The following is a 15,705-nucleotide window of genomic DNA, read 5'->3' as shown; positions in this document are numbered from 1 at the left end:
GGGAGAAGGCACCGCATGCGGCGCCCCATTACGCCTCACCGCGCGCCACTGTTGTTCGGAAACCTCATCGCGATGACGAGCCCGCCGTCGGCCGCGTTGGCAATCTGCAGCGTGCCGCCGTGATGGCGAACGAGGCGGCGCACGATGGCGAGGCCTAGGCCGCTGTGCGCGGTGCCGCCGCGCGCCGGATCGAGCCGGACGAACGGACGCAGCACGCGGTCGAGGTCCGGCTCGGACACGCCTGGCCCGTGATCACGCACCACGAGCTCGTAGTGCCCGTCATGCGCTCGCGTGGCGATTTCCACGGGCGGCTCGCCGTAGGTCAGCGCATTTTCGACGAGGTTCGAGAGAATGCGGTCGATATCCACGATGGGCAGCGTGAAGTCCGGCCCGGCGCGCAGATCGAGCGTCACGAGCGCGTCGGTGTCCGCTGCACCGCCGGGAGCCAGCGCGTCGGTGTAATCGCGCCGGCAGTGGGCGTCCACGCTCGTCTGCGACGAACTTTCAGGGCTTTCGCGGGCGAAGTCCAGAAACTGCGTGATGACGCGCGACATCGATTCGGTGTCGCGCAGAAAGCCGTCGCGATCGCCGGGATCGGTCAGCAGATCCGCACGCACCTGCATGCGCGTGAGCGGCGTACGCAGGTCGTGCGCGATGCTCGCGAGCATCACGGCGCGCTCGCGTTCGGCCTCGGCCAGTTCGCGCGTCATGTCGTTGAAGTCGTCGATCAGTTCGCGCACTTCACGCGGTCCGCGCTTGCGCACGAGGCTCGCATGAACGCCCGTACGATGCTCGCGCGCCGCGGCAGCGAGGTCGCGCACCGTCCCGTTGAACCGCCACGCGAGCATCACCGCGACCACGACGGCAAACGCCAGCGTCAACGCCAGCGCGCCGGTGAAGCGGTAGAGCGGCACATCGGCCTGCGGCAGCACGATGCCGCGCACGCTGCCCGCGGGGAGCACGCGCAGCGTGCCGTCGCCGTCCATTGCCACGTGGGTGCCCGACGGCAGCACGTGCCGCAATTGCCGTTCGATCGGCCCATTGGTGTCGCCGCGAAAGCGCTGCGCGTCGGCGGCCGGCAATTGCTTCAGGTCCGCGAACGAAATACCGAGGATGTCGGCCACCGACCGATCGCCGCCGCTCTCCCGCTCGCCCATGCTCGCGGCAGCCTCCACGACGCGCGAAATATGGAAAGCGGCAAGGCTCGCGCGGCTTTGCTCGATCAGCAGCAGCGACGTGAGGTGAACCAGCACGAGCAGGCCCACCGTGGTGACGACGAGCCGCCCGAACATCGAATCAAACGGATTCTTCATCGGCCGGGTTGTCGGGAATGAACATGTAGCCGATGCCGCGCATGGTCTGCAGCCGTCGGGGATTGGACGGGTCGTCCTCGATCAGGCGGCGCAGGCGCCATACCGGCACGTCGATGCCGCGCTCGGTCACGTCGGCGTCCGGACCGTGGAGCAGCTCGATGAGCCGCGTACGCGACAGCGTTTCCATCGGATGCGAGGCCAGCACTTCGAGCAGCGCGTACTCGCCGCCCGTGAGCTTGACGGGCGCGCCTTCGCACAGCAGCGTGCGCGTCGAGAAATCCAGCTCGAAACGGCCGAACCGGCACGGGGCGCGCTTCTCCTGGACCACCGCGGGCGGCGGCGGCCCCTGCCGGCGCAGCACTGCATGGATGCGCGCGAGCAGTTCCTGCGGCATGAACGGCTTGCCCAGATAGTCGTCCGCGCCCAGTTCGAGCCCCAGCACGCGGTCCACGCCCTCGGCGCGCGCGGTCAGCATGATGACCGGAATCGTGTCGCCGCGCGCGCGCAACTGCTTGAGCGCGGTGAGGCCATCGACGCCCGGCATCATGAGATCCAGCACGATGATGGACGGCCGTTCGCGCTCCAGCCGCCGCGCGAGATTCGTGGCGTCGTGCAGAACGGAGAACGCAATGCCGCGCTGCTGGAAGAACTTGCGCAGCAGGTCGCGCAGTTCGGCGTCGTCGTCGACGAGCAGGACTTGCAGCGCGGAGTCGGGGATGGAAGGTGCGTGCACTTCGGGCATTCAGGGCGGCGTGAGGACGAAATGATGGTAGCCCGGAGAGGGCCCGGCTGGCTTTCGGAATATTACCGAGAATTGCGCCCGCTGACGAAACCCGCACGAAGACCCGGCCGCGACGGTAGTTCGTACGCCGAAAGCCCGGTTCTCTTTCGGCCGTATTCGCGCGTCACGGGACAGTAAGTTTCCGTAAGCACGAAAAAATGCGCCGTCGGTAGCGTTACGCCTTGCCCAGTACCGGTTCCGTCGGGGCGCCACCAAGGTGCGCCGGAAGCGTCCGGTGCCGTCCCGTTCTCGCATCGCGCGACGTCGCGATGTCCAAACAGGTCCAAGATGAAGACGCCAATCCTCCCCAACCACGCGCACCGCCCCATGACGTGCAGGCCGCGCCAGCTGTTTGCCGCCCTCTCGATACTGGCGATCGTCGGCACCGCCGGCTGCAACAGGCAAGCAGGCGGGCCGCCCGGCGGCGCCGCCGCGCAGACCGCGCAGGTGAGCGTGCTCACGCTCGCGCCGCAGCGCATCGTCGAAACCACCGAACTCTCCGGCCGCCTTTCCTCGCAGAAGGTCTCCGACGTCCGACCGCAGGTGAGCGGCATCATCCTCAAGCGCCTGTTCGTGGAAGGCGGTGACGTGAAGGCCGGCCAGGTGCTCTACCAGATCGATCCGGCCACCTACCGGGCGGCCTACGACCAGGCGCGCGGCACGCTCGAAAACGCCCGCGCCACGTTGGCCGATGCGAAGACGAAAGCGGACCGCTACACGGAACTCGTGAAGATCAACGCCGTGAGCAAGCAGGACTACGACGACGCCGTCGCCGCCGTCCACCAGGACGCCGCCACCGTGACGGCCGACGCGGCCGCGCTCGAATCGGCGCGCGTGAACCTCGAATACACGCGCGTGCGGGCGCCCATTTCAGGACGCATCGGCGCCTCCACCGTGACCGAAGGCGCGCTCGTCACGTCCGCCCAGACCACTGCGCTCGCCACCATCCAGGCGTTCGATCAGATGTATCTCGACGTCACGCGTCCCAGCACGGAGTGGCTGAAGCTGCGCAAGGCCTTCGCTTCGGGGCGCCTCAAGAAGACGGGCAGCGACAGCGCCGCCGTCACGCTCGTGATGGAGGACGGCACCGAATACGCCCACGCCGGCACGCTGCAGTTCTCCGGCGTGACGGTCGATGCCACGACGGGCTCGGTCACGCTGCGCAGTACGTTCCCGAACCCCGAACGCGAATTGCTGCCCGGCATGTTCGTGCGCGCCCGCCTGGAAGAAGGCGAGAACGACGACGCGATACTCGTGCCGCAGATGGCCGTGACGCGCGCGTCGGACGGCAAGGCGAGCGTCTACGTGGTGGGTGCGGCCGGCAATGCGCAGCAGGTGCAGGTGACGGCCGACAACGCATTCCGCGACCAGTGGATCGTGACCTCGGGCCTGCACGCCGGCGACCGCGTGATCGTGAGCGGCCTGCAGAGCGTGCATGCGGGCGCGCCGGTCAAGGTGGCCGCCGATACGCCGCAGACGCAGGGGAACGCGGTATCTGCGGCATCTGCGGCGTCCGCTGCCACCGACACATCCGCAGCCGGCACGGCCTCGCCCGTGTCGGCGCAACACTAGGCGGAGAGCGGCATGGCAGAGTTCTTCATCAAGCGTCCCATCCTCGCGTGGGTCATGGCCATCGTCATCATGCTGGTGGGCGCGGCGGCGGTGACGACCCTTCCCGTTGCGCAGTACCCCACCATCGCGCCGCCCTCGGTGCAGGTGACGGCCACCTACCTCGGCGCCTCCGCCGACACGGTGGCCGCAACCGTGACCCAGGTGATCGAGCAGAAACTGAGCGGCATCGACAACGTGCTGTACATGTCATCCACGAGCAGTTCCGCGGGACAGGCCACCATCACGTTGACGTTCAACCCCGGCACCAACCCCGACATCGCGCAGGTGCAGGTGCAGAACAAGGTGTCGCAGGCCACGCCCACCCTGCCTCAAACGGTGCAGGAGCAAGGCGTGCAGGTGGCGAAGGCGTCGACGAGCTTCCTCATGATCGTCGCGCTGTCGTCGCCGGGCGGCACCTGGAATTCGGTGGACCTCGGCAACATCGTCGCCACCCGGATCGAAGACCCGCTCTCGCAGTTGAACGGCGTGGGCGACGTGACGCTGTTCGGCGCGCAGCACGCCATGCGCATCTGGCTCAATCCGGTGAAGCTGCACAGCTTCGGACTCGCGACCTCGGACGTCACCACGGCCATCACGAACCAGAACGTCGAGCTTTCCACCGGCCAGGTGGGCGGCGCGCCGGCCACGGATTCGCAGGCCATCAACGCGACGATCCGCTCGTCGAGCCTGCTCACGACCGCCGACCAGTTCGCCAACATCCTGCTGCGCGTGAACAGCGACGGCTCGCGCGTGCTGCTCAAGGACGTGGCGCGCGTCGAAGTGGGCGGCGACAGCTACGAAACGTCGTCGCGCCTGAACGGCAAGCCGGCATCCGCGCTCGCCATCAAGCTCGCGACCGGCGCCAACGCGCTCGAAGCAGCCAACGCCGTGCGCGCGAAGCTCGCGGAGCTGCAGCCGCAATTGCCGAAGGACGTGGCGATCAGCTATCCGTACGACACCACGCCGTTCGTGCGCATCTCGATCGAAGAGGTCGTGAAGACGCTGCTCGAAGCGGTCGTGCTGGTGTTCCTCGTGATGTACCTGTTCCTGCAGAATGTGCGCGCCACGCTGATTCCCACCATCGTCGTGCCGGTCGCGCTGCTCGGCACGTTCGGCGTGATGTCGATGATCGGCTTCTCGATCAACGTGCTGTCCATGTTCGCGATGGTGCTCGCCATCGGCCTGCTGGTGGACGATGCGATCGTGGTGGTGGAAAACGTCGAGCGCATCATGAGCGAGGAACGGCTCGAACCGAAGGAAGCCACCCGCAAGGCGATGGGCCAGATCACGGGCGCGCTGATCGGCGTGACGACGGTGCTCACCGCCGTGTTCATTCCGATGGCATTCTTCTCCGGCTCGACGGGCGCGATCTACCGGCAGTTCTCCATCACGATCGTCTCGGCGATGCTGCTGTCGGTCATGCTCGCGCTCACGCTCACGCCGGCCCTGTGCGCCACGCTGCTCAAGCGCGCGGACGTCGAGCACCACGAGAAGCGCGGCTTCTTCGGCTGGTTCAACCGCTGCTTCGCGAAAGGCAATGCGGGCTACAGCAGTTCGCTCGCCCGCGTGGTCGCGAAGCCCGCGCGCTACATGCTGGTCTACGGCGCGATCGCCGGCATCGTGGCGTTGCTCTACGTCACGCTGCCCTCCTCGTTCCTGCCCGACGAAGACCAGGGCTACTTCATCGTGTCGATCAGCGCGCCGGCGGGCACGCCGGCATCGCGCACGCTGAAGACGGTGGAGGCCGTGGAGCAGTACGTGCTGAAGGACGAACCGGGCGTCAAGCAGGTGATCGCCATCAACGGCTTCAGCTTCAACGGCCAAGGACAGAACAACGCCATCGCGTTCGTGACGCTCAAGGACTGGAGCCTGCGCGGTTCGCGCGACAGCGCGCAGGCCATCATCGCGCGCGCCAGCCAGCATTTCGCCGCGAATCGCGATGCGCGCATCTTCGTGCTGAACCCGCCCGCCATTCAGGAGCTCGGGACCCAAAGCGGCCTCGACTTCGAGATAGAGGACCGCGGCGGCGCGGGCCACGACAAGCTGCTCGCCGTGCGCAACCAGTTTCTCGGCATGGCGTCGAAGGAGCCGACGCTCGCGATGGTGCGCCCGTCCGGCCTCGAGGACACGCCGCAGCTCCAGGTGGACATCGACCGCGAAAAGGCCAACGCGCTGGGGCTTTCCGTCGCCGACCTCAACGACACGTTGCAGACCGCGTTCGGTTCGTCCTACGTGAACAACTACATCGACACGGGGCGCGTGCAGAAGGTGTATGTGCAGGCGGATGCGCCGTATCGCATGATGCCTTCCGACCTCGGCGACTGGTACGTGAAGGCGGGCAGCAGCTCATCGGGTTCGTCGTCTTCGTCTTCGGGCACCGCCACGGGCACGAGCACCGTGACGAACACCGCCGGCTACGACGCCACGATGGTGCCCTTCTCGTCGTTCGCAACGAGCCGCTGGACGTTCGGCCCACCGCAGATCGAGCGCTACAACCGGCAGCTCGCCATGGGCATTTCGGCCGCCACGCGGCCCGGCGTCAGCACCGGCGAAGCGATGAATGCCGTGGAGCAGCTCGCGCGCAAGCTGCCGCCCGGCTTCGCCCTGGAATGGACGGGACAGTCCTACCAGGAAAAGCAGACCGGCTCCCAGGCCACGACGCTCTATGCGATCTCGCTCGTCGTCGTGTTCCTGTGCCTGGCGGGTCTCTATGAAAGCTGGTCGATTCCGCTCGCGGTGGTGCTCGTGGTGCCGCTCGGCGTGCTCGGCGCGCTGCTCGCCGCGCACGGCCGCGGTCTGTCGAACGACATCTACTTCAAGGTCGGGCTGCTGGCCACCATCGGCCTCTCCACGAAGAACGCCATTCTGATCGTCGAGTTCGCAAAGGACCTGCAGGCCGAGGGGCACAACCTCGTGGACGCCGTGCTCGAAGCCGCCCACCTGCGGCTGCGCCCCATCCTCATGACCTCGCTCGCTTTCGTGTTCGGCGTGCTGCCGCTCGTCATCAGCACGGGCGCCGGCGCCGGGGCGCGGCATGCGATCGGCACGGGCGTCACGGGCGGCATGATCGCGGCCACGGTGCTCGCCATCTTCTTCGTCCCGGTCTTCTTCGTCGTGGTGCGCAGGCTGTTCAAGGAACACGGTCACGCCACCGACTCCGCTGAAATCAACGAGGGCAACGCATGAAACGCACACTGATCGCCCTTCTTTGCGCGGGCGCACTCGGCGCCTGCTCACTGGACCCGACGTACCAGCGGCCCGCGGCGCCGATCGACGACACGTGGTCCACCGTGGCCGCGCCGGCGCAGCCGCAGGCGACGCAGAGCACCGCTGCGGCACCGCTGGGTGCCGACCTCGGCTGGCGCGACTTCTTCAAGGACCCGCGCCTGCAAAAGCTGATCGAACTCGCGCTCGCGAACAACCGCGATATGCGCGTGGCCGCGCTCAACGTGGCGCAGTACGAAGCGCAGTACCGCATCGCGCGCGCCAACCTCGCGCCGGCCATCGACGCGTCGGGGTCGCTCACGCGCGAACACATGGCCGGCTCCACGAGCGCATACAGTTCGAGCAGCGCGAGCGTGGGCCTCACGTCGTGGGAAATCGACTTCTTCGGCCGCCTGCGCAGCCTGAAGCGCCAGGCGCTTGAACAGTACCTCGCCACGGATGCCGCGCGCACCAGCACGCAGATCAGCCTCATCGCGACCGTCGCCACCGACTATCTGCAACTGCTCTCCGACGAGGCTTCGTTGCAGATCGCGCAGAACACCGTGGCCGCCGACCAGCACACCTACGACCTCACGGTGAACATGATGAAGCTGGGCAGCGCGTCGCTGCAGGACGTGCGCCAGGCCGAAAACTCGCTGGCGAGCGCGCGCTCGAGCCTCGCCTCGTACACGCGTGCGGTGGCGCAGGACCGCAACGACCTGGTGGCCGAAATCGGCGCGCCGCTGCCCGACGATCTGCCCCAGGGCCCTTCGCTGATGGAAAGCGAGCACACCCTCGCGGACATCGGCGCAGGCGTGCCGTCGGATCTGCTCGCGCGCCGGCCCGACATCGTCGAAGCGGAGCACACGCTGAAGGCGGCCAACGCCAACATCGGCGCGGCGCGCGCCGCGTTCTTTCCGAAGATCGAGCTGACGGCTTCCGCGGGCACCACGAGCAGCGGCCTCTCGAACCTCTTCAAGGCGGGCACGGGCGCATGGGCGTTTGCGCCGTCCATCTCGGTGCCCATCTTCGACTTCGGCTACAACCGCGCGTCGCTGGACGTGGCGAAAGTCGAAAAAGACATCGACGTCGCCAACTACGAAAAGGCCATTCAGACGGCGTTCAAGGAAGTGTCGAATGCGCTGGCGGGACGCACGACCTACGTCACGCAGGTGGCCGCGGACCGCGACTACGTGAGCTCGGCGCAGCAGTACTACGACCTCGCGCAGGCACGCTACCGCAGCGGCACCGACAGCTTCCTGACCCTGCTCGACGCGCGGCGCACGCTTTACACGGCGCAACAGCAGCTCGTCACCGACATGCTCGACAAGCAGTCGAACCTGATCACGCTGTACAAGGTACTGGGCGGCGGCTGGTCGGAGACGAGCGCGGTGGCGCAGCGGTAGTCGGGCGAATCGGCTATGGGTCGCGTGCGTCGACGATCGGGCATTCCGTTCGGCCGCACGCCCCGTCGGATCACCCCCCACTGCAAAACAACTGCGCGACCAGACTCCGCAGCCACCGGTTTCCCGCTTCGTGGTGATATCTGGCATGCCAATGCTGTCGGACCGCAAATCCATCGACGGGCACCGGACAGGCATGCACGGTCAGATCGTTGATTTTCGCCAGCGTCTCGCCGATGTGGCGCGGCAGTGTCGCGATCAGATCGGTGCTTTCGATGATCGCACCGAGCCCAAGGAACCCCGGCAACTCCAGCACGACTTCGCGCTCGATCTGCTCGCGCAACAGCGCCTGTTCGAGTAGCTGCGCGCCCGTGCCGGCCGTGATCGCGACATGCCCCTCGGTGCGGTACTGCTTCAGCCCCAGTCGGGTCTTTAGCCGCGGATGATGGCGATTCGTCAGACAGACCCAGTCCTGCAGATACAACTGCTGCTGATAAATCCCGCCGCCAAGCCAAGGCACGTGACCGATGGCCAGGTCAGCTTCGCCGGACTCCAGCGCCCGTTCCGTGTTGCCGTCGATACGCGCCGCTTCCAGCCGGATACCGGGCGCCTGCTCGCGCACGTGCGCCAGCATTCGCGGCAGTAGCGTGATGTGACTGGCGTCGGTCATGCAGATCCGGAAGCGCCGTTTCGCGGTGACCGGATCGAACGCAATTTCCCAGGCCGCAAAGCGCCGCAGCGATTCCAGAATTTCCCGGCAAGGGCCGATCAGCGCATCGGCCTGCGGCGTCGGCGCCATGCCGGTCGGCGTTCGTATGAAGAGCGGATCCTGCAGATGATCCCGCAGACGCCCCAGCCAGATGCTGATCGTCGGCTGACTTTGTCCCAGCTGTTCGGCCACGCGCGTCACGCTGCGGACATCGTAGAGGAGATCGAACAGCTGCAGCAGCTTCAAATCCGGGAGGGGGGCCGAGCTCATAGCACTATTGCTCTATGTAATGACGTCATTGCGATCATAGCATTGCGAGAATGGGCGTCCGCTCGTATCTTGATCTGCACGTTAAGGAGACGGCAGTGAAGATTGCAATTCTGGGCGCCGGCGCATTGGGCTGTGCGATTGGGGCCGCGCTGACCGAAGGCGGCAATGAAGTCTGGTTGCTGAACCGCTCGGCGGCGCACGTCGAGGCAATGAGGCGCGACGGTCTACGGGTAGACGACAGGAACGGCTCGCGTCACGTGAAAGTTCGCGCCACGACGCGGGCCGCTGAGGCCGGCGTCGTCGATCTGGTCATTGTGCTGGTCAAGTCGTTCGATACCGACGCCGCGATGCGCGGCGCAGTCGAACTGATCGGGCCGGAAACGCTGGTGCTGTCGTTGCAGAACGGCCTTGGACACGAAGATGTGCTGGCCGACATCGTAGGGCTCGAACGCGTGCTGGCCGGCAAGACCTATGTCGGCGGCGTCATGCGCAATCCGGGGCACATCGAATCGGGCGTCGTCGGCAAAGCCACTCACATTGGCGAGCTGGACGGTCGTATCACCCCTCGCGCAAACGCGATCGCCGACACGTTCAACGCATCCGGACTGGACACGACGGTCAGCGCCAATATCGTCGGCACGATGTGGGACAAGCTGCTGGTCAACGTCGCGACCGGCGCACTGACCGGCGCGACCGGCCTCACCTACGGCCAGCTTTACGACGAACCGCTCTTGAAGGCGACTGCACTCTCAGCAGTCGCAGAAGCGATGGCGGTCGCCCGCGCCGCCGGCGTGCCCCTTTCCACGGACGATCCCGAACGCGCCTGGACGCTCGCCGGCGAAGGGCTTTCGCCGGGCTTCAAGACGTCGATGCTGCAGAGCCTCGAGAAAGGATCCATCACCGAGATCGACTTCATCAACGGCGCGGTCGTGCGCTGGGGACGACGGCATGGTGTGCCGACCCCGGTCAACGCGACGCTGGTCGCCTGCATCAAAGGCATCGAGCGCGGCATGGCCGACCGGAAAAAACAGGAGACAACCGCATGAACGGCAGCAAGGCTTATCTCGAACACGTGGCGATCTGGGTCAAGGATATCCACTGGCATATCCGCTTTTTCGAAGACGTGCTCGGCATGACGATGCGCGAGGTCGACGGCACCGTCGACGCACCGCGCCAGTACTGGACGCTCGGCGGCCTGCAATTCATCCACGCCCCCGACCACGATGCCCCGGAAGGCCGGCTCGGCCATCTCGGCGTGATGTGCGAAGACATGGAAGCCGCGCTCGCCGCGGCGCAAAGGTACGGCGTCACCGAGATGCCGCAGGGACGCAACTGGTTGCGACTGCCTGACGGTCTCGCCATCGAACTGATCCAGGCAAGGCCCGCCTCGTGCGTGGCGCGCGCATTGGCCATCGACCCGCGTGCGGAGGCTTGAGATGACGATCGTCGACAAATTCTGGGACGACGCCCGCGAAGGCGACGAGTGCGTCAGCCCGACCTACACCGTCACCAAAGCGCGCATCCTGGCTTACGCGGAATTGACCGGCGATCACACGCCGGTGCACGTCGATGAGGACTACGCGAACGCGAGCCACTTTGGCTCGATCGTTGCGCACGGCCTGTTCGGCTTGTCGATTGCGGACGGCCTCAAGACTCAGAGCGCGTACCGCTTTCTGCCGGGCATGTCGCTCGGCTGGACCTGGGACTTCGATCTGCCGATCAAAGTGAACGACGTGCTGCACGTGAAATTCCGCGTCGGCACGATGCGGGCCAGCAAGAGCCGTCCGGGCTGGGGCATCGTCGTGCTGCCGTCGCAGCTGATCAATCAGGACGGCCAGGTCGTCCAGCATGGCGAGCACCGCTTGATGGTGCCGCGCCGACCGGGAGCATTCTGATGCAGGTACGTCCGCTCGAAGGTATTCGCGTCGTCGACTACAGCCACTTTCTCGCCGGTCCGTATGTCGGGCGCTGTCTTGCGGCGCTCGGCGCCGAAGTCATCAAGGTTGAACGCCCCGTCACCGGCGACGCAGGGCGTCAGCATGCGACCGTGCTCGATGACGAGCAAAGCGCCTATTTTCTGCAGATGAACATGGGCAAGCGCGGCGTCAGCGTCAACATGCGCGACCCGCGCGGCAAGGAGTTCATGCAGCGCCTGTGCGATTCGGCCGATGTGTTCGTCGAGAACTACCGGCCCGGCGCGCTGACCCGGCTCGGACTCGGCTACGACGAACTGTCGGCGCGTAATCCAGGCCTCGTCTACTGCTCGATCTCCGCCTACGGCCACACCGGACCGGACGCGCACCGCGCCGGTTTCGGCCTGATTGCCGAGGCCAAGAGCGGGATCATGCAGATGATCGGGAATCCGGGCGAACCGCCGCCGCTGATGCGCATCTCGCTCGGCGACATGTACACCGGCATTCACGCGGTGGCGGCCATCAATGCCGCGCTGTTCGGTCGCGTGAAGAGCGGCCGGGGACAGCACATCGACATGGCGCTGTACGACACGCTCGTTTCGATGCACGAATACGCGGTGCAGTGCTACACGATGCAGGGCATCGTTCCCGAACAGACCGGTCAGGACATGCCTGCCTCGACGCTCTACGGCGTGTTTCGTGCGGCGGATGGCGACCTCGTGATCGCCGCCCAGGTCGACGACGCGTGGAAACGCTTCGCGGCCCTGGTGGAGGCGCATGGCGGGCCTGCCGGCTTCGGTACGGACCCGCGGTTCCACACACTGAACGGGCGCAATGCCAACCGGCTCGAGATTCTGTCGGTGGTGAAGCCGTGGATTGCCGGACGAGCGGTCGCGGCGGTGTTGGAACTGCTCGACGGCATCGACGTACCGTGCGCGAAGGTGCAGCGCATCGACGAGGTGCTCGCCGACCCGCAGATCATCGCGCGCGGCATGGTGCTCGAGCAGCAACACCCCCGCTTCGGCACCTTGCGCCTGCCCAATCTGCCGTTCCGCTTTTCCGACTGCGACACGACCATCCGCGAGGTCGGGCCGGACCTCGGTCAGCACAATGCGGAAGTGGCAACGTCGCTGGGCTTCACTGCGGCAGAGATTGACGCCATGCAGACCGATGGCGTGTTGTATTCGAAAGCGAGGCCGTGATGAGCGACCAGTACGCAGTGATCGGCAATCCGATCGGACACACGAAATCGCCGCTGATTCACGGGTTGTTTGCTGAAGAATCGCATCAGGACATTTCGTACACGGCGATCGAAGGACCGCTGGAGCCGGACGACGCTTTCGCGGCGACGGTGCGGTCGTTTTTCGCCGCCGGCGGCAAGGGCATGAACGTGACGGCCCCGTTCAAGCTGAAGGCGTTCGCGATGGCCGACGAACGCAGCGAGCGCGCCGCACTCGCCGGCGCGGCGAATACGCTGAGCTTCAGGGACGGCCGCATCATCGCGGAGAACTTCGATGGCGTCGGCCTGGTACGCGACATCGAAGTCAACCTGAACCTCCCGATGGCCGGCAAGCGCGTGCTGGTGCTCGGCGCGGGAGGCGCGGTGCGCGGCGCACTGCTGCCGTTCATCGCGGCGCGTCCTGCGGAACTCGTCGTCGCGAACCGGGATGTCGCGAAGGTCGAGGCGCTGATCGCACGAGTCGCGACCGGGAATTCTCTCGTCGCTTGCGGGTACGACGACCTCGCAGCCATGGGACGCTTCGACCTCGTCGTCAACGCGACGTCGGCGAGCCTCAGCGGCGAACTCCCGCCAGTGCCGCCGAGCGTATTCGATCCGCGCGGAGCAGCTTACGAGCTCGTCTACGGCAAGCGTCTCACCCCGTTCCTGAGGCACGCGCGCCACGCCGGCGTGCTGGGTATCGCGGATGGGGTCGGGATGCTCGTGGAGCAGGCGGCCGAAGCATTCGCATGGTGGCGCGGCGTGCGGCCTGAGACGCGCGCGGTGATCGACCGGCTGACCGTGCCGCTCGATTGAACGGGCGCGATCGACAGCAGTCGCTCCCGTTCGATATCCGTCGGATGCATTTCCCCCATGACCTGGGTCCGAACCCAGGTCGGGGCGAATTCAATGACGCAATCGACTCGTGGTGAACCGGCCTCGCCGTCGCGTGCCGCGCGCAACCGGGGTGTTCATGACTGCGGTCGGCGTGGACGTCGCCGCCCTCTACGCTGCAACCGCGGGCGGGCGAGCGGCGGTTGCCGAACGAGGCGCTGCCGTTTGGGGGGCAGCGACGCGCGGCGCGGATGCGCTCACGTCGTCGATCTTGAAGACGGACACCGCGTCACGCAGCGCCTGGGCCTGCTGGGCCATCGACTGCGTAGCAGCCGATGCCTCCTCGACCAGCGCGGCATTCTGCTGGGTCACCTGGTCCATCTGGCTGACCGCTTGACTGACCTGCTCGATACCCGTGCTCTGCTCCGCCGCGGCGGCAGCCATTTCGCTCATGATGTCCGTCACGCGCTTCACCGACTGGACGACCTCGCTGATCGTGCTGCCCGTTTCCTCGACGAGCTTCGAACCCGCGTCCACCCGGCTCGCCGAGTCGCCGATCAGATCCTTGATCTCCTTGGCCGCGCTGGCACTGCGCTGGGCAAGCGTGCGGACTTCGCCTGCCACGACGGCAAACCCCCGCCCTTGCTCACCGGCGCGAGCTGCCTCGACCGCCGCATTGAGCGCGAGGATGTTGGTCTGGAATGCGATTCCTTCGATGACGGTGATGATCTCCGCCATTTTGGCCGAGCTGTCGGAGATGCCGTGCATGGTCTCGACCATCCGCCCGACTACTTCGCCGCCGCGCTGCGCGATGTCTGACGCGGTATTTGCCAGCGAGGTCGCCTGCCTTGCGTTATCGGCGTTGTGACGAACCGTGCCGGCCAGTTCTTCCATGCTCGACGCCGTTTGCTCCAGTGACGCTGCCTGCTCTTCTGTGCGGGAGGACAAGTCGGTGTTGCCGCTCGCAATTTGCGCGCTGGCCGTCGCCACGCTTTCCGCATTGCTGCGGACACTGCGCACGACGTCGGCGAGCGAACGCTGCATGGCGCCAAGCGCAGCCAGCAATGGCGAGATTTCGTCGGCATGGGAATCGACGACTGCAACGGTAAAGTTGCCATCGCGAACGCGTTCAGCCACTTTCTGCGCTTCGCCAATACGGCTGCGAAGGCTGCTTCCGATATACCAGGAGAACGCAATGAGGCCGCTCGCGATTATCGCCACCAGGCTCACCAGCAGCACCCGGATCGACTGCAAGGCTCCCTCGATTGCCGCGACCTGACCGCCAAGTTGCTCGCCTTGTCTCGCCCGCTCCTCGCCCAGCCATTTCTGAATACGCGCGAAGGTGGGGGCCGTTTGCGCTGTCAACATCTGGAACGCTTCATCACGATGGCCCTCCTGAACCAGCCGAAGATTGGCATCCGCCACCGGCCATGCATCGGCTTGCATTTTGAGCCAGACATTCCGAAAGGCTTCCCTTCCTTCCTCGGTGGCAATGTTGCTCAAGAACGCATCATCGTTGCGACGAATCTGTTGGCGCGCCGCATCGATGCTCTGCGCGGCGGCCAGTACGTCGCCAGGTGACGACACCAGCATCGCGTGCCGCAAATTCAGCAATACCTGCGTCACGCTGAGTTCAGTGCTTGCAATGCGCTCCAGCTGTTGCATTCGCACATTGCCCGCAGCGGCTGCAATACGCTGCGCGTCGGTCAACTGGATCCACGAGATGGCGGCAACTGCCGTCAAGGCAACGATCAATGTGGCCGACACTGCGTACAGTCGATGAGTCAGGCTGAATCGCGCAAGGAGTTTCATGGGGAATGAATGGAGAGAGTGATCGATCAAGCGGCAAAATCCGCGCAGCGGGCATGGGCCAGCGCCCGCCGACGCGGCGCCCACTGACACAATTGATTTACGGCTTGAACGCCGGCCAGGATTAGCGCTCGATCCAGGAACAGTGCCTTCCGACAATTGCAATGTGTTGGCTTGACAGGTTGCGATAGAGCGACTGCGGAGAGATTTCCAACGCTTGCGACACCGTGACGCGTTGCTTTAAGCGACAACACTTGGCCATGTTGTTCGGCCCGATCATTGCGTGTGGCTTAAGGCCTGCCGCATCGTTGGGAGCATCGAATGAAGTTTCGCGAGTTGCCGCTGGCAGCGTCGAGCCTTGCCGCGATCCGAAGCCTCTCACCCATCGCGACAACTTGCTGCCGCTTCTTGCGCTCGTGCGCCTCGTGGGCCCCCGCCGCTTCGCCCTCGACACGCGCGCATCCCTACCCTCATCGACACGCATCCGGCCGCAACGAAAGGCACTGACGCGCGGCACGGTAAAATTCGTGCTCGCCGCATTGCGGCGCCGCACCGGGCATGACGTCCGGCGCCGCTTTCCGACGATCGACGACCCCGTGCATCGGCGCCGCCGTCTCGCCGCGTTTCACCCCTTCATCG

General features: G+C 66.0%; 12 protein-coding genes. 8 read left to right on the top strand and 4 right to left on the bottom strand.

The genetic code is table 11. The annotated features are described in order from the left end of the window. Window positions 1–35: 35 nt before the first annotated feature. Together MBR110_RS17755 and MBR110_RS17750 are read right to left on the bottom strand one after the other, a co-directional pair. Entirely contained in the window at window positions 36–1,313 is a 1,278-nt protein-coding gene (locus tag MBR110_RS17755; RefSeq protein WP_059694356.1) for an ATP-binding protein, read from the bottom strand. Continuing rightward, on the bottom strand, window positions 1,297–2,055 hold the full coding sequence (locus tag MBR110_RS17750) for a response regulator (RefSeq protein WP_011882047.1): 759 nt from the start codon (window positions 2,053–2,055) through the stop codon (window positions 1,297–1,299). The genes MBR110_RS17755 and MBR110_RS17750 overlap by 17 nt, the downstream gene beginning before the upstream one ends. A gap of 327 nt (window positions 2,056–2,382) precedes the next feature. Between MBR110_RS17750 and MBR110_RS17745 the strand changes: the two genes are divergently transcribed. From MBR110_RS17745 to MBR110_RS17735, 3 genes are read left to right on the top strand one after another with little or no spacing between them, the layout of a single operon-like run. After that, window positions 2,383–3,666 carry an efflux RND transporter periplasmic adaptor subunit gene (locus MBR110_RS17745; RefSeq protein WP_059461097.1) on the top strand — a complete coding sequence of 428 codons (1,284 nt, stop codon included), beginning with the start codon at window positions 2,383–2,385 and terminating at the stop codon, window positions 3,664–3,666. A gap of 12 nt (window positions 3,667–3,678) precedes the next feature. Next, window positions 3,679–6,891, top strand: coding sequence for an efflux RND transporter permease subunit (locus MBR110_RS17740; protein ID WP_059734625.1), 3,213 nt, complete (start codon window positions 3,679–3,681; stop codon window positions 6,889–6,891). Then, entirely contained in the window at window positions 6,888–8,315 is a 1,428-nt protein-coding gene (locus MBR110_RS17735; RefSeq protein WP_181709448.1) for an efflux transporter outer membrane subunit, read from the top strand. Before MBR110_RS17740 ends, MBR110_RS17735 begins: the two co-directional genes overlap by 4 nt. Before the next feature lie 70 nt (window positions 8,316–8,385). On the opposite strand, the gene MBR110_RS17730 is transcribed toward MBR110_RS17735, so the two are convergent. After that, complete coding sequence (locus tag MBR110_RS17730; protein WP_041494154.1) at window positions 8,386–9,291, bottom strand: LysR family transcriptional regulator; 906 nt, start codon at window positions 9,289–9,291, stop codon at window positions 8,386–8,388. 95 nt (window positions 9,292–9,386) lie between these two features. Between MBR110_RS17730 and MBR110_RS17725 the strand changes: the two genes are divergently transcribed. Genes MBR110_RS17725 through aroE form a run of 5 tightly spaced genes read left to right on the top strand, consistent with a single transcriptional unit; the run spans window position 9,387 to window position 13,239 of the window. Continuing rightward, on the top strand, window positions 9,387–10,337 hold the full coding sequence (locus MBR110_RS17725) for a ketopantoate reductase family protein (protein ID WP_014725025.1): 951 nt from the start codon (window positions 9,387–9,389) through the stop codon (window positions 10,335–10,337). Next, the gene (locus MBR110_RS17720; protein ID WP_011882041.1) at window positions 10,334–10,726 is read left to right on the top strand and encodes a VOC family protein; all 393 of its coding nucleotides are present in this window, start codon (window positions 10,334–10,336) and stop codon (window positions 10,724–10,726) included. Before MBR110_RS17725 ends, MBR110_RS17720 begins: the two co-directional genes overlap by 4 nt. A 1-nt stretch (window position 10,727) precedes the next feature. Beyond that, a complete protein-coding gene (locus tag MBR110_RS17715) occupies window positions 10,728–11,186 on the top strand; it encodes a MaoC family dehydratase (protein WP_034193461.1) in 459 nt (152 codons plus the stop codon). Continuing rightward, a complete protein-coding gene (locus MBR110_RS17710) occupies window positions 11,186–12,406 on the top strand; it encodes a CaiB/BaiF CoA transferase family protein (RefSeq protein ID WP_034193460.1) in 1,221 nt (406 codons plus the stop codon). Before MBR110_RS17715 ends, MBR110_RS17710 begins: the two co-directional genes overlap by 1 nt. Further along, window positions 12,406–13,239, top strand: a complete 834-nt coding sequence (gene aroE, locus MBR110_RS17705) for a shikimate dehydrogenase (protein ID WP_034193459.1) — start codon at window positions 12,406–12,408, stop codon at window positions 13,237–13,239. The genes MBR110_RS17710 and aroE overlap by 1 nt, the downstream gene beginning before the upstream one ends. Window positions 13,240–13,428: 189 nt before the next feature. Here aroE and MBR110_RS17700 read toward each other — a convergent pair whose 3' ends face one another. After that, complete coding sequence (locus MBR110_RS17700) at window positions 13,429–15,069, bottom strand: methyl-accepting chemotaxis protein (RefSeq protein WP_181709447.1); 1,641 nt, start codon at window positions 15,067–15,069, stop codon at window positions 13,429–13,431. Between the last annotated feature and the right edge of the window lie 636 nt (window positions 15,070–15,705).

This window comes from Burkholderia sp. MBR-1 (assembly GCF_013822785.1).
Classification (GTDB): domain Bacteria; phylum Pseudomonadota; class Gammaproteobacteria; order Burkholderiales; family Burkholderiaceae; genus Burkholderia; species Burkholderia vietnamiensis.
This window is presented reverse-complemented; position numbering and strand designations above follow the sequence as displayed.

What these genes read in the sequence shown, in the direction of transcription:
- MBR110_RS17755 (WP_059694356.1), bottom strand. Translation starts at nt 1,313, where the DNA reads ATGAAGAATCCGTTTGATTCGATGTTCGGGCGGCTCGTCGTCACCACG.
- MBR110_RS17750 (WP_011882047.1), bottom strand. Translation starts at nt 2,055, where the DNA reads ATGCCCGAAGTGCACGCACCTTCCATCCCCGACTCCGCGCTGCAAGTC.
- MBR110_RS17745 (WP_059461097.1), top strand. Translation starts at nt 2,383, where the DNA reads ATGAAGACGCCAATCCTCCCCAACCACGCGCACCGCCCCATGACGTGC.
- MBR110_RS17740 (WP_059734625.1), top strand. Translation starts at nt 3,679, where the DNA reads ATGGCAGAGTTCTTCATCAAGCGTCCCATCCTCGCGTGGGTCATGGCC.
- MBR110_RS17735 (WP_181709448.1), top strand. Translation starts at nt 6,888, where the DNA reads ATGAAACGCACACTGATCGCCCTTCTTTGCGCGGGCGCACTCGGCGCC.
- MBR110_RS17730 (WP_041494154.1), bottom strand. Translation starts at nt 9,291, where the DNA reads ATGAGCTCGGCCCCCCTCCCGGATTTGAAGCTGCTGCAGCTGTTCGAT.
- MBR110_RS17720 (WP_011882041.1), top strand. Translation starts at nt 10,334, where the DNA reads ATGAACGGCAGCAAGGCTTATCTCGAACACGTGGCGATCTGGGTCAAG.
- MBR110_RS17715 (WP_034193461.1), top strand. Translation starts at nt 10,728, where the DNA reads ATGACGATCGTCGACAAATTCTGGGACGACGCCCGCGAAGGCGACGAG.
- MBR110_RS17710 (WP_034193460.1), top strand. Translation starts at nt 11,186, where the DNA reads ATGCAGGTACGTCCGCTCGAAGGTATTCGCGTCGTCGACTACAGCCAC.
- aroE (WP_034193459.1), top strand. Translation starts at nt 12,406, where the DNA reads ATGAGCGACCAGTACGCAGTGATCGGCAATCCGATCGGACACACGAAA.
- MBR110_RS17700 (WP_181709447.1), bottom strand. Translation starts at nt 15,069, where the DNA reads ATGAAACTCCTTGCGCGATTCAGCCTGACTCATCGACTGTACGCAGTG.